The sequence below is a fragment of the Idiomarina seosinensis genome (assembly GCF_044797955.1).
Lineage (GTDB): Bacteria > Pseudomonadota > Gammaproteobacteria > Enterobacterales > Alteromonadaceae > Idiomarina > Idiomarina seosinensis_A.
This window is the reverse complement of record NZ_CP085211.1, coordinates 708,028-721,434: the sequence shown is the minus strand read 5'-3', so window position 1 is coordinate 721,434 and position 13,407 is coordinate 708,028. Positions and strand designations below refer to the sequence as shown.

General features: G+C 53.6%; 15 protein-coding genes. 4 read left to right on the top strand and 11 right to left on the bottom strand.

The window, feature by feature from the left end:
• Nucleotides 1-18: 18 nt before the first annotated feature.
• Complete coding sequence (gene aspS, locus LG288_RS03400; protein ID WP_404402049.1) at nt 19-1,791, bottom strand: aspartate--tRNA ligase; 1,773 nt, start codon at nt 1,789-1,791, stop codon at nt 19-21.
• A gap of 157 nt (nt 1,792-1,948) precedes the next feature.
• On the opposite strand from aspS, the gene cmoA reads away from it, so the two are divergent.
• Genes cmoA through LG288_RS03385 form a run of 3 tightly spaced genes read left to right on the top strand, consistent with a single transcriptional unit; the run spans nt 1,949 to nt 4,607 of the window.
• On the top strand, nt 1,949-2,692 hold the full coding sequence (gene cmoA, locus LG288_RS03395; RefSeq protein ID WP_404402047.1) for a carboxy-S-adenosyl-L-methionine synthase CmoA: 744 nt from the start codon (nt 1,949-1,951) through the stop codon (nt 2,690-2,692).
• On the top strand, nt 2,689-3,666 hold the full coding sequence (gene cmoB / locus LG288_RS03390) for a tRNA 5-methoxyuridine(34)/uridine 5-oxyacetic acid(34) synthase CmoB (RefSeq protein WP_404402045.1): 978 nt from the start codon (nt 2,689-2,691) through the stop codon (nt 3,664-3,666). Before cmoA ends, cmoB begins: the two co-directional genes overlap by 4 nt.
• 35 nt (nt 3,667-3,701) lie before the next feature.
• Nucleotides 3,702-4,607 (top strand): LysR family transcriptional regulator, encoded by a 906-nt coding sequence (locus LG288_RS03385; protein ID WP_404402043.1) that lies wholly within the window; start codon nt 3,702-3,704, stop codon nt 4,605-4,607.
• Here the strand turns inward: LG288_RS03385 and galU are convergent.
• On the bottom strand, nt 4,604-5,500 hold the full coding sequence (gene galU / locus LG288_RS03380; RefSeq protein ID WP_404402041.1) for a UTP--glucose-1-phosphate uridylyltransferase GalU: 897 nt from the start codon (nt 5,498-5,500) through the stop codon (nt 4,604-4,606). The genes LG288_RS03385 and galU overlap by 4 nt on opposite strands.
• A gap of 114 nt (nt 5,501-5,614) precedes the next feature.
• On the opposite strand from galU, the gene LG288_RS03375 reads away from it, so the two are divergent.
• Nucleotides 5,615-5,929 (top strand): DUF6170 family protein, encoded by a 315-nt coding sequence (locus LG288_RS03375; protein WP_404402039.1) that lies wholly within the window; start codon nt 5,615-5,617, stop codon nt 5,927-5,929.
• Here LG288_RS03375 and LG288_RS03370 read toward each other — a convergent pair.
• The 9 genes from LG288_RS03370 to LG288_RS03330 form a co-directional block, all read right to left on the bottom strand.
• Nucleotides 5,895-6,887 (bottom strand): response regulator, encoded by a 993-nt coding sequence (locus LG288_RS03370; protein WP_404402037.1) that lies wholly within the window; start codon nt 6,885-6,887, stop codon nt 5,895-5,897. The genes LG288_RS03375 and LG288_RS03370 overlap by 35 nt on opposite strands.
• An 80-nt stretch (nt 6,888-6,967) precedes the next feature.
• Nucleotides 6,968-7,699 (bottom strand): VacJ family lipoprotein, encoded by a 732-nt coding sequence (locus tag LG288_RS03365; RefSeq protein WP_404402035.1) that lies wholly within the window; start codon nt 7,697-7,699, stop codon nt 6,968-6,970.
• A 33-nt stretch (nt 7,700-7,732) separates the two neighbouring features.
• The gene (ccmI, locus tag LG288_RS03360; RefSeq protein WP_404402033.1) at nt 7,733-8,941 is read right to left on the bottom strand and encodes a c-type cytochrome biogenesis protein CcmI; all 1,209 of its coding nucleotides are present in this window, start codon (nt 8,939-8,941) and stop codon (nt 7,733-7,735) included.
• Complete coding sequence (locus LG288_RS03355) at nt 8,934-9,416, bottom strand: cytochrome c-type biogenesis protein CcmH (RefSeq protein ID WP_404402031.1); 483 nt, start codon at nt 9,414-9,416, stop codon at nt 8,934-8,936. The genes ccmI and LG288_RS03355 overlap by 8 nt, the downstream gene beginning before the upstream one ends.
• A complete protein-coding gene (locus LG288_RS03350) occupies nt 9,413-9,985 on the bottom strand; it encodes a DsbE family thiol:disulfide interchange protein (RefSeq protein WP_404402029.1) in 573 nt (190 codons plus the stop codon). Before LG288_RS03350 ends, LG288_RS03355 begins: the two co-directional genes overlap by 4 nt.
• The gene (locus LG288_RS03345) at nt 9,982-11,949 is read right to left on the bottom strand and encodes a heme lyase CcmF/NrfE family subunit (protein WP_404402027.1); all 1,968 of its coding nucleotides are present in this window, start codon (nt 11,947-11,949) and stop codon (nt 9,982-9,984) included. Before LG288_RS03345 ends, LG288_RS03350 begins: the two co-directional genes overlap by 4 nt.
• Nucleotides 11,946-12,464 (bottom strand): cytochrome c maturation protein CcmE, encoded by a 519-nt coding sequence (ccmE, locus tag LG288_RS03340; RefSeq protein WP_404402025.1) that lies wholly within the window; start codon nt 12,462-12,464, stop codon nt 11,946-11,948. The genes LG288_RS03345 and ccmE overlap by 4 nt, the downstream gene beginning before the upstream one ends.
• Complete coding sequence (gene ccmD / locus LG288_RS03335) at nt 12,461-12,676, bottom strand: heme exporter protein CcmD (protein WP_404402023.1); 216 nt, start codon at nt 12,674-12,676, stop codon at nt 12,461-12,463. Before ccmD ends, ccmE begins: the two co-directional genes overlap by 4 nt.
• Nucleotides 12,666-13,406, bottom strand: coding sequence for a heme ABC transporter permease (locus tag LG288_RS03330; RefSeq protein ID WP_404402021.1), 741 nt, complete (start codon nt 13,404-13,406; stop codon nt 12,666-12,668). The genes ccmD and LG288_RS03330 overlap by 11 nt, the downstream gene beginning before the upstream one ends.
• Between the last annotated feature and the right edge of the window lies 1 nt (nt 13,407).

Sequence of the window (13,407 nt, the reverse complement as noted above, 5' to 3'; positions counted from 1 at the left end):
CCTGTGGCCTGTGCCGACCTAGCCCTCGTTATCCTGTACCGTACTCTTAACGCCCAGTTCCTGCAATGCATCCGGATTCGCCAGCCCCGGCGCATCGGTCAGTACACAGGCGGCGGTTGTGGTTTTCGGAAACGCGATAACTTCACGAATCGAGCTGGCTCCCACCATCAGCATGACTAAGCGGTCCAGACCAAAGGCCAGACCGGCATGAGGCGGCGTACCGTACTTTAATGCTTCCAGTAAAAAGCCGAACTTCTCCTGCGCTTCATCTTTGCCAATGCCCAGCACTTCAAACACCGTCTGTTGCATCTCGTTGTCAAAAATACGCGTCGAGCCACCGCCCACTTCAACACCGTTTAACACCATATCGTAGGCATCTGACAGTGCGCCCGCCGGATCGGCCTTTAATTGCTCCGCGGTGACATTTACCGGCGCGGTAAAAGGATGATGCAGGGCCGCCAGTGAACCATCATCGCTTTCCTCGAACATCGGGAAGTCGACTACCCACAGTGGCCGCCACTCGTCGCTGACCAGCTCAAACTGCTCACCCAGTTTTAAGCGCAGCGCGCCCATCGATTCGGCCACTACCTGAGCTTTATCGGAACCGAAGAACAACACATCGCCGGTTTCGGCGTCAGTACGCTCTAAAATAGCCTGCAGGGCTTCATCGGGCAGGAACTTCAGGATTGGTGACTGCAGACCCTCGCGCCCGGCACTGATGTCGTTAACTTTGATCCAGGCCAGACCCTTAGCCCCGTACACGCCGACAAACTGGGTGTACTCGTCTATCATTTTGCGCGATACCTGCTCGGCAGCTGCCGGCAGCCGCAGCGCGGCGACCCGGCCGTTACTGTCGTTGGCAGGGCCGGAAAACACTTTAAATTCAACGTCTTTAAGAATATCCGCCACATCGACCAACTCTAATGGGTTACGCAGGTCCGGCTTATCGGAACCAAATCGGCGCATGGCTTCGTGCCAGCTCATCACCGGAAACTTGCCCAAATCTATCGCCAGTAACTGCTGAAATAGCTCGCGGGTCATCTGTTCGGTCACCTGCATGACCTGCTGTGCGGTCATAAACGAGGTTTCGATGTCAATCTGGGTAAATTCCGGCTGCCGGTCAGCACGTAAGTCTTCGTCACGGAAACATTTTACAATTTGGTAATAGCGGTCAAAGCCGGACATCATCAACAGTTGTTTGAACAGCTGCGGGCTTTGCGGCAGCGCAAAAAAGCGGCCTTTATGAGTACGGCTGGGTACCAGGTAATCGCGCGCGCCTTCCGGGGTGGCGCGGGTCAGCATAGGGGTTTCGATGTCGAGGAAACCCTTTTCGTCTAAAAAGCGGCGCACCGCGCTGGTTACTTTGGCACGGAACTGCAATTTTTCGTTCATTTGCGGCCGGCGCAAGTCCAGATAGCGGTAGCGTAAGCGGGCTTCTTCACTGACCTGGCTGTTAAAGTCAATGGGCAGAGCTTCCGAACGGCTCAGGATTGTCAGTTCACTGGCCAGCAATTCAACTTCGCCGGTTTTCATACTGCTGTTAATCTGACTTGTCGGACGGCGGTTAACGTTACCTTTTATCTGCAGACAAAACTCCTGCCGCAGCTTATTGGCCTGTGCAAACAGGTCCTGCTGGTCCGGGTCAAAGACAACCTGGATTAATCCTTCGCGGTCACGCAGATCGATAAATATCAATCCACCCAGATCCCGGCGTTTATTAACCCAGCCACATAAAGTGACCTGTTGTTGATCCAATTCGGCGTTAATCTGTCCACAATAATGGGTTCGCATGTGCCTTTTTCCTACTGCCAGCGTGAGTAATTTTAATAAGCGCCACATTATAGCTAACTGGCGCTGAATGTCATCTGGTGTATTATCCGCACAAGGTTAGGTAAACTAGCAACACCAAACCGATTTATCCGTTTTTTAAAGCTGAGCAGCATCGACTATGAACCAGCGCGATACGATTTTTGCCAAGGCCTTACCCAGCGTGTCTGATTTTTGTTTTGATCAACAGGTGGTTGAGGTTTTTCCCGATATGATCAACCGGTCAGTACCCGGTTATGCCAGCATTTTGCAAACCCTGCCGCAGTTAACGGCACGTTTTGCCCGGCCCGGTACCCGTTTATACGATCTGGGCTGTTCGCTGGGTGCGGCAACCCTGGCGCTGCGTAAAGGCTGCGAGCAGACACCGGAGACAGAAATCATCGCGGTGGATAACTCAGAAGCGATGATCGAACGGGCGCAGCTGCATCTGCAGGGTTTTAAAAGTCAGGTACCGGTCAGCCTGCACTGCGAAGACATTCGCGATACGGTCATTGAACGGGCCTCAGTGGTGGTGCTTAATTTTACTCTGCAGTTTGTGCCGCGCGAGCAGCGGCAGCAGCTGATCAATAACATTTTTGCCGGGCTGGTGGACGGCGGTGTGCTGCTGATTGCGGAAAAAATTGTCGCCGATGATGCCGCTATCGACCCGGTGCTGGTGGATCTGCACCACGACTTTAAACGCGCCAACGGTTACAGCGAGCTGGAAATCAGTCAAAAACGCGCCGCTATCGAAAACGTGATGAAAATTGACTCGCAGGCAACTCATCAGCAGCGCTTTAAAGAGGCCGGATTTAGCAGCAGCGGCAGCTGGTTTCAGTGTTTTAATTTTGCTGCCATGCTGGCCATTAAAGGAACCGCCGAATGAATGCCTTTACCGATTCGCTGCAGCGGTTGCTGCACAGCCCGCACCATCAATGGCTGGAAACTTTGCCGCGCCAGTTGCGTGAGTTTACTGATAACCCGCACGGTCACTTTACTAAGTGGCAGCGGATACTGACTCAGTTGCCCCGTTTTGATGCTGAGCAAATACAGGCCAGCCCCGGCGATACCGTGACTGTCGGCCCGGCCGCTCTGGCCTCCGATTCGGACCGAGCACGCCTGCGCGGCCTGTTGATGCAGCTAAAACCCTGGCGTAAAGGCCCGTTTGAACTTTTCGGCCTGCCGATTAACACCGAATGGCGCTCGGACTTTAAGTGGCAGCGCCTGGCCGACCATATCGGCTCACTGCAGGGCCAGCAGGTACTGGATGTCGGCTGTGGCAGCGGTTATCACCTGTGGCGGATGCTCGAAGCCGGTGCCACCGATGCCTGGGGTATCGACCCGGGTGAACTGTTTTTAACTCAGTTTCAGGCCATTAAGGGCTATATGCCCGACTCTCTGGCGCGGCATGCGCATTTTTTCCCGCTGGGAATAGAGCAAATGCCGCCGTTGCAAAGCTTTGATACCCTATTCAGTATGGGGGTATTGTATCATCGCCGGTCACCGCTGGACTTTTTACAGCAGTTAAAAAATCTGCTGAAACCCGGCGGTCAGCTGGTGCTGGAAACCATTGTCGTAGAGGGTGACGAAAATACGGTTATGATACCCGGTGAACGTTATGCTAAGATGCGCAATGTGTGGTTTTTACCTAGTGCCAAAGCGTTATCGCGCTGGCTCAAGCGGTTAGGTTTTAGCGACGTTAATATTGTTGATCACAATGTAACTTCTCTGAAAGAGCAGCGGGCGACCGAATGGATGCCTGGTGAATCTTTAAGCGATTTTCTTGATCCAGTTAACCAAAATTTAACTATTGAGGGTTATAGAGCACCAATCCGTGCGATTTTAACCGCGCGCAGGTGAAATTCACTCGTCTTTAAGGCGGTACCCATACTGTTATGTCACATTATAGAGCAAAATCCACACTCGAGCAGTGGCGGATTTTCCAGGCTGTCATCGACTGCGGTGGCTATGCCCACGCTGCTGACGCCCTGAATAAAAGCCAGTCATCCCTTAATCACGCCGTCGCCAAGCTGCAACAGGTGCTTGGCGTCACTCTGCTGCAAGTCAAAGGCCGTAAAGCCGAATTAACCCCGATTGGCAAAGTTATGCTGCGCCGCTCGCGGCAGCTGACTCAGACCGCCCAGGAGCTGGAGCAACTGGCTTATAACCTGGAGCAGGGCTGGGAGCCAGAAGTTAAACTGGCCCTGGAAATGGCCTTTGACCGGGCCAGCATTACCTCGGCCTTAAAACAGTTTCAAAAATTGAGCCGCGGCAGCCGTTTATCCATCGAAGACACCGTGCTGACCGGCACACTGGAACATATCGAAGAACAGACCGCCGATGTGGTGATCACCCACCACCTGCCCAAAGGTCATATCGGCGAACCCATTGACGATTATTATATGGATTTAGTCTGCGCTCCGGATCATCCTCTGGCGAACTTGCCACAGCCGGTTAAGCAGGATCAACTGTCACAGCATTTGCAGCTGGTGATACGCGATACCGCAGATAACCCGAAAGAGGACGAAGGCTGGCTGCGTGCAGAGCAACGCTGGACCGTCAGCCATTTTGACGAGGCACTGCGACTGGTGCGTTCGGGGCTGGGCTTCTGCTGGTTGCCGCCCTATATTGCCGAACGCGAGATGCAAAAAGGTAATTTACGCAAACTGCAACTGGACGGCAGCAGCTGTCGCCGCGGCAGTTTGTACCTGGTGTTACCCAAAGGTGAGCAGACAGGACCCTGCGCCCGCGTGCTGGCTGACTTGATCATCGGCCAGCCGGTTTCCGCAATCAGCGCCTAACGCAGTTCTTCGATAAACGCCTGTATATCCGCAGCCAGCTGCGGGTGACGCAGGGCATGGGTTATAAACGCCTTAGTATAGCCCGCTTTGTTACCACAGTCGTGGCTGCAGCCTTTCATGTAGTATGCGTTAACGTCCTGTTGTTCCAGTAACATTGCCATTGCATCAGTTAACTGAATTTCGTTACCGGCACCAACCGGGGTCCGCTCTAGCAGAGGCCAAAGCTGCTGCGGAAAAACATAGCGGCCAACGACAGCAAGATCCGAGGGCGCCTTTTCAACTTCGGGCTTCTCCACCAGCTTACTGATGGCGGCCTGCTCGCCGGGCGCTAAGTCAGCGCCGTTAATATCGGCAATACCGTAATTACTGACATTCCGGCGGGGAACTTTTTCCACCATCACCTGGGCGGCGCCGCTGTTTTCAAAGTTCGCCTTCATTTCGGCCAGGTTATCTTTTTGCAAATCACAGCTGGCCTCATCAACCAGCACATCCGGCAGCACCACGGCAAAAGGCTCATCACCAATTAAAGGCCGTGCACAAAGTACCGCATGGCCCAGACCCTTGGCTTCGCCCTGACGCACGTGCATGATGGTGGTATTTTTCGGACAAATGGCCTGAACTTCTTCCAGTAACTGGCGTTTAACCCGTCGTTCAAGGGTTGTTTCCAGCTCAAAACTGGTATCAAAGTGGTTTTCGATGGAGTTCTTACTGGAGTGGGTAACCAGGATAACGTCAGTTAAGCCAGCGGCAGCACACTCTTCGACAATAAACTGGATCAGCGGTTTGTCCACCAGCGGCAGCATTTCTTTAGGAATGGCCTTAGTAGCCGGCAGCATCCGTGTACCCAGCCCCGCCACGGGGATGACGACCTTTTTTACCGTTTTCGTTTCCATGTCATATTCCTGCTGTCTAAAATCTTAAATCCGGTCAGGTTTATACCGCGTTTAACTGTTATAATGCAAGCATCAGGGGTGTTAAACCAATTATTTTGAGGCAGTTAAAGCATTATGGCGTTTTATCTTTCTTCCCGGCGGGTTCCGCAATTAAAACCCTACTCCTTTACTGAACGGGCTGCCATTTTGACCGCAGCGCAGGAAGCCATGCCTGTCCCGCGCCGGTTAATCTGTAACCTCGCTAAGCTGGTGCCTATCTGCATCATTTTTTACGCTATCGTTGACGTACCCGGCTGGTGGAAAGTGCCGGCTTTACTGGCAGCGGGTGTTGGTTATCCGTTATTTACTCAGCCGATAACTCTGAACATGAGCCTGCCCTACCTGGATAAGGCTGTTAAGAAGTACGAGTCGAGTCGCGAACAATCCTGAGTTCCGCACCGTTTGGCAGGCTGGCACTTACCCGTTCACTGTTATCCAGCTTATTGATCTGGTAACTGGCCTGTTGCCAGATACCCAGTGCAAGGCCGACCCGGCACTGCGGCATACTGCTTATCCGGTCACCGGCCTGCGCCCAGCACCAGCGCCCGTTGCCGGTATCAAAAATTCCGACCAGCGCATCAAAAACCGTATGGGTCTGCGAATTACACAGTTCGTGATTTAAATGGGACAATAACTGATCAGGCTCCAGCAGGGTCTGGTCGCCACCGGCCAGGTGCTGACGCAGCATAGGATCAAGCAGAGTTTTAAAAATTAACAAGGGGAACAGGTTCTGCCCGGTCGAGGTTTGCGCATTAGCCAGTAGCACCATTACCCGGCCCTCAGTCAGCAACCGGAAATCAAGCCACACCTCGTCACCGTCCTGCGCCCGGTTAAAGTCAAATCGGTAAGGGCCAAACTGCAGCGGCCCCTGTGGTAACAGCTCGTCTTTTAAACGCTGCAACAGCCGTTGATCCTGATACAGAACCCCGAGATGATCATCCAGTTCAAGGCATTCAAGTAAATAGTCGTCTTCCATTTGATGGCGGTTAAGACATTCCTGGATGGTTTCGTTGATAAGGGTCATGCTATCAAGAGGCTTTAACAGGTAATCCCAGGCGCCCAGCCGCACAGCTTCGTGAATGTCACTCATGGACTCACTGGCCGAAACGACAATAACCGGAACATCACTGGCTTTTTTCTGCAGCGCCTCAATGACCTGCAGGCCACTGATATCGGGCAGGCTGAGATCACACAACACCACGTCCGGTGACAGCTGCTGACAAAGTTTAACGCCTTCTTTGCCATTAGCCGTGCAGTGGACGGTGTAATCAAACTTGTGCAGATGGCGGCTGAGGATAGCCTGGAAGGCCGGATCGTCCTCCACCACCAGTACGGTTGCCTGGCTCATAGTCACCTAAATTAACAGTTTGCAATTAACTTAAGGATTGACCAGCAAGCGCTATGCGTCAATATCAGTTTTTGAGAGTATTATTCAAACTCATCGCCTGACGAGTTCTGCTGCGGCGGATTGCCGTCATAAACCTGGTAACGCCAGTTTTGAAAATATGCTTCTTTTACAAAGGTATAGGGATCTAGCGCATTATCCAGCATCTGTTCCTGGCTGCGCAGCTGCAGGCGCTTTTCCAGACCTTTGATGGTATAGCGGGGAATATCCCAACTGGAATCGATATTTTCGTAAGGAAAATAATTGCCATCTACCCAGTCGGTACCGCGGTCAATCAGCACGGTTGGCCCCAGTGCCGGCAACATCAGGTACGGTCCGTTGGGTACGCCCCACACCGCCAATGTTTCGCCTAACGATTCTTCGCGTTTGGTCAGACCCATCTCGGTAGCCGGATCCAGCAGCCCCGCCAAACCGAGGGTCGAGTTAAACACGAAGCGCCCGGCGGTAACTCCGGCGTCGGTTACCTTCGCCTGCAGCAGGTTGTTCACAAAGCTCCAGGGCTCCTGCAGGTTTTCCAGCGCACGGTATAACGACGAGCGCACCGGTTCAGGTACATTTTCGTAGGCTTGCGCGGCCGGTTTGATCACGGCTTCGTCAAGATCCTGGTTAAAATCCCAGACAACCCGGTTCATATCCTCAAAAGGGTCGCGCTTGTCTGCGTATTCATCTTCCGGCGTCGACGAACAACCACTGATTAGCAACGCTGTGGTCAGTAGTAAGCCAACAACCTTGTTACTGCTTGTTAAATTCATCATAGCTTCCATTTGTTATTGCCAGAGCCCCTTAATTTAGGGGTGTTGCTGCGATAACTGCAGATTAACGCTCGCAGATTCTTCTGCTTTGATAACCACAGGTTGCGCTTTTAGATCACCGCTTTGCAGTTCAATTTTGTCATCCTGAGAAACCCGCGCCTGCACTTTCCAGTTATCCAACGAGCTTAAACGCAAGTCCGGCAGCATCGAATCAGTATTAGTTAAGGTGACTGTCAGCGGAAAGTCCAGCGCCGGTAACCTTTTTACCGCCGCCGGCATCGGCGCACCCTGCGCCGCCGTCACATACACAAACAGGGTGCTGTTAGCGGGCAGCGCCTGGCGTAGCTCGGGGCTGATATCCACGGTAACCGTCAGCTGTTGCTGCTCGGCCTCAAGCCGCGCCTGAGCATCAGCAATTGCCTGCTCAACGGCACTGCGTCGCTGGCTGCTGCCCGGCGTCAGGGCCAACAAGTATTGCCAGGCCTCAATGGCCTGCTCATAATCACCGCTTTCAAAAGCCACAAAGCCACTCAGCGATACCGCTTCGACATTGTCCGGCTCTATTCGCAACGCGCGGGCCAACAGGCCACCGGCACGCTGGCGGTTTTCCTGACCGCCGCTTTGCAGTAAAAAGCGGGCGTAGCTGACCAGGGTCCCGACCCGATCCGGATCCAGCTTCAGTGAACGCTCAAACGCTTCGTTTGCCTGCTCAAACTGGTTGAGATCGCTCATCAGGCCGGCATAAATCCACCAGGCGATAGGGTCATTGCCCTGCTGTTGCAGTTTTTGCCGCAGCCCAAGTGCAAAAGTATTTAAGGTTGCGGTATCAACGGCCTGCTGTTCCTGCAAAACCGTCTTGCCCAGCTCTGGCAGCCGCTGCCGCGCCTCATCGGCCTGGCGCTGCAAAGACCAGCTGCCAAACGCTGCATACAGGCCAACGGACATCACCAGTAGCAGTATAATAGCCAGCCAGGGTCGGCTGGATTGCCAGGTAATATTGGCCTCGATATCGCGACTGTCATTAACAAAGGTTTTGTCCAGTTCAGCTTTTGCGTACTGATAATCTTCGTCGTTAATGCGCTGCTGAGCCTTATCGTCCTGCAGCTCCTGCAGGCGTTGTTGATACCACTGTTGATTCTCACTGTCGCGCTCGATGATTTCCCGGCTTTGTAACCGACGTGCCAGCAGCACAATGATGATCGCCACCACTAACAGTGCGGCCAAAATGAGCAATAATTTAATCATTACGCGACCTCTTAGTTAACTGCTGCAACTGTTCCCGCTCCTGCTCGCTAAGAACCACCGGCTGCTTGCGCTTGCGTGAGGTCCGCACAGCAATAACGATACCCAGTAGTGCAATCAGTAGCGGCGCCAGCCATAAAATGGCTGTAAACGGATTAAAGGGTGGCCGGTAATGGGCGAAGTTGCCGTAGCGCGCCACCATAAACTGGATAATTTGCTCATTGCTTTTGCCATCCAGCACCATTTGATAAGTGCGCTCACGCATATCTTCAGCCAGTGGCGCATTCGAATCGGCAATGTTCTGGTTCTGGCACTTGGGGCAGCGCAGCTCTTCGGTTAACTGCTTATAGCGCTGATATTGCTGCGGATTACTAAACTCATAGCCATCGTAGGTAACCTGCTGCGCTGCCACACTGGCGCTGCCGATAGCCAGCAACAGGGCAAGCAAAATCGTTAAGGGTGTTATTCCATGCTTCATGAGCCCGCCTCCTGCTGCATTTGCTGATAGATTTGCTGCAACTGATTTTGCCAGTTCCGTTCGTTTACATCACCGACATGGCGATAGCGAATTTTACCCTCGGCATCGATAAAATACGTCTCCGGTGCACCGTAAACACCAAATTCAAAAGCGATATCGCCTTCGGGATCGTAAATATTGGCAATGTAGGGGTCTCCCAGGGTATTCAGCCAGTCGATGGCTTTGGCCCGTGAATCGTCGCGATAGTTTAAGCCGACAATGGGAATGCCCTCAGCGGCCAGCTGATTTAAATACTCATGCTCGGCACGGCAGGTCGGGCACCAGGTGGCCCAGACATTCATCAGCAGCGGGCCCTGTTGCAGCACTTCCTCGCTGTAATGGATGTCATCATTAAACAAATCAACCGCGCTAAATTGCGGCACCGGATCGTCAATCAACACCGATTCCAGCTCGCTGGGATCACTACTCAGGCCTTTTAATAAAAACAGCAGCAGACCAATGAACACAATCAGCGGAGCAAATAATACCCACCAGCGGTTTTGCGCGCCTTGCTGTTCGCTTTTTCTCATGCCGTCTGCTCCCTGAATTTGCTTTTGCGGTAACGCTTATCGGCCATAGCAAAAGCGCCACCAATGGCCATGATAATAGCCCCCAGCCAAATCCAGCGGACAAAAGGCTTGATGTAAAAACGAATGGCCCAGCGCTGCTGGTCACCGGTTTCATCGCTCAGCGGCTCGCCCATGGCAATGTACAAGTCGCGCATCAGGCCACTGTCCAGGCCCACTTCGGTCATGCTCATGCGCTGCACCCGGTAAAAGCGCTTTTCACTGATAACTTCAGTAACCTGCTCTCCGTCTTTACTCAGCTGAAAGACCCCCTCATTAGCATCGTAATTGGGTCCCTCCACATCGCGCAGCTCGACAAAGGTCAGCTCGTAACCACTGACCGACACGGTTTGTCCCGGAGCCAGGGCGACATCGCGTTCGCTTTCGTAGTGAGAAACCAGCGCCACACCAATCAGCAGGACGGCGAAGCCAATGTGGCCCAGCGCCATACCCCAGTGACTGGCGGGAATATTGCGCAGCCCGGCTAATCCTTTTTTGCGTTGTTTAAGGGTCTGCTGCAGCTCGGTTACCGTTGCCAGCGCCACCCACAGGCCTAAAAACAGCCCGATGGCGGCCCACAGTGGCAATTCATCGGCCCAAATCTGCGGCAGGACATAGGTCAGCAGCAGCGCCAGCGACAAACATAAGGCCAGCGGTTTTAACAGCGGCTGCAATGGCTGCCGACGCCAGCGCATCATCGGCCCGATGCCGACCAGTAAGGCAAACGGCACCACCAGATAAGCGTAGAGTTCGTTAAAGAAGGGTTCGCCAATCGAGATACTGCCCATGCCCAGCTCTTTATGCACCAGGGGTAACAGGGTACCCAGCAACACCACCACCATAGCGGCCATCAGCAACACGTTATTGCCTAATAACATGACTTCGCGGGAAAACAGCTCATAGCGGCTGTAGCCCTGCATTTGCGCGGCACGCATGCCATACAGTACCAGCGAGCCGCCGATAACGATGGCAAGCAGCACCAGGATAAACAGGCCGCGGGTCGGATCCGAGGCAAAAGCATGCACCGAAACCAGCACACCCGAGCGGACCAGGAAGGTGCCCAGAAGGCTGAGGCTGAAGGCTAAGATCGCCAGCAATACGGTCCAGGACTTAAAAGTACCGCGTTTTTCGGTTACTGCCAGCGAGTGAATAAGCGCAGTACCGACCAGCCACGGCATAAAGGATGCGTTTTCTACCGGATCCCAGAACCACCAGCCGCCCCAGCCCAGCTCGTAATAAGCCCACCAGCTGCCAATGGCGATACCCAGGGTCAGAAAGATCCAGGCTGCCAGGGTCCAGGGCCGCGACCAGCGCGCCCAGGCGGCATCCAGCTTACCAGACACCAGCGCGGCAATGGCAAAAGCAAAAGCCACCGAAAAACCAACATAACCCATGTACAGCAGCGGCGGATGAATGATCATGCCCGGATCCTGCAATAAAGGATTCAGGTCCCGGCCATCCACCGGGATCATCGGCAAGCTGCGGTCAAAGGGGTTAGAGACGCTCAGCATAAACAGATAAAAACCGATGCTGATCAGGCCCAGAATGCCGAGCACACGGGCAACCATCGGCAACGGAATTGAGCGCGAAAACAGTGCCACTGCGCCAATCCAGCCGGACTGCATCAGCATCCATAATAAAAACGAGCCTTCGTGCGCACCCCAGACCGCAGTAACACGGTAATGCACCGGCAGCTGGGTATTGGAATTAGCGGCGACATAGGCAATCGAAAAATCATTGATAACAAAAGCCGCCACCAACAACGCAAAGGCAATGGCGGTAAATAAAAACTGCCCCAAAGCCAGTGGCCTGGCGTAAGACATAATGCCACCGTGACCGCGCCAGGCGCCGTACAACGCATAACCGGCCAGCAATACGGAAAATGCCAGTGCAATGGCGATACTCAGGTGCCCTGCTTCTGCAATCATTGGTAGTCTCCACTGCCGCTGCTGGTGCCATTGCTGCTGTCGTCAGAATCAGCAACGGGATCGTTAGGGTTAACGTGTTTAATGCCTTTCATTTTTTCCGCCAGTTCCGGCGGCATATATTCTTCGTCGTGTTTGGCTAAGACTTCGCTGGCTTTAAGAACCCGTGGTTCAATCAATTCGCCCTGGGCAACGATGCCCTGACCTTCGCGGAACAGATCCGGTAAAATGCCTTGATACAAGACCGTCAGCTGTGGCCCGGTGTCGGTGATGTTAAAGGAAACTTCCAGGGTATCGCGATTACGCTGCACCGAGCCTTCGACCACCATACCGCCAACCCGCATCCGCTGGCCGACCGTCGGTGGCTGTTTGCCCTCTTCCACCTGTTCAAAGTCGCTGGGGGTATAAAATAAATTGATACTCTGGCTCATGGCATACAGCATCAGCCCTATGGCAACCGATACGCCAACCACCAGCACCAGCACCCAGGTTAAACGTTGCTTTCTGCGTGGATTCATTGCTCTACCCTCTTAACTGGCTGTTGTTGCCGTTTTTCCAGACGCGCTTTGCGGCGCTGCAGTGCCTGGCTTTGTCGCTGCAGCCGGCGACGCCCGATGGCGGCATCCAGTGCCAGTACGGCAATCACTAAAAAGGTTAAAAAAAAGGACAGCCACACGTAAAAGCCGTAGCCCCCCATCTGCACAAAGTCACTGAAACTGTCAAACGCCATTGTTTAACTCCTTCTGGGCCCACGGCCGGTGCAGTTCATGACGCAATAATTCGTTTTTAAAGCGCATCATCACCAGGCTGATGGTCAACAGTAAAAAACCCAGCAGGCTGACCAGCAGCGGCCAGAGCATACTGGTGGCGATAGAGGGTTTCTCAAATTTAGTAATGGTGGCGCCCTGATGCAGGGTATTCCACCACTCCACCGAAAAGTGAATGATCGGCAGATTCACTACGCCGACAATGGCCAGAATCGAAGCCGCCTTGGCGCCGGTGCGGACATCTTCAAAGGCGTAGTACAGCGCCAGCACACCAATGTATAAAAACAGCAGGATTAGCTGCGAGGTAAGCCGGGCATCCCAGACCCACCAAATGCCCCACATGGGTTTGCCCCAGATAGCGCCGGTAAACAGCGCAATCGCGGTTAATGCCGCCCCTACCGGTGCTATAGCCGGAATCGACCACTCCGCAGTTTTTATCTGCCAGACCAGGGCAATCAGCCCCATGATCGCCATCCCGGCATAAGCGCCCATTGAAAAAATGGCCGCCGGCACGTGAATGTAAATAATCCGGTAGCTATCGCCCTGCTGATAGTCCGTGGGCGCAAACGCCAGCCCCCAGACCATGCCAACGGTCAGACTGATAACCGTCAAGGCAGCAAACCAGGGTAATAATTTATCCACCAACCGATAGGTTGCTTCAGGTTTTGCGTAAGGGTGTAACCATCGCCACATA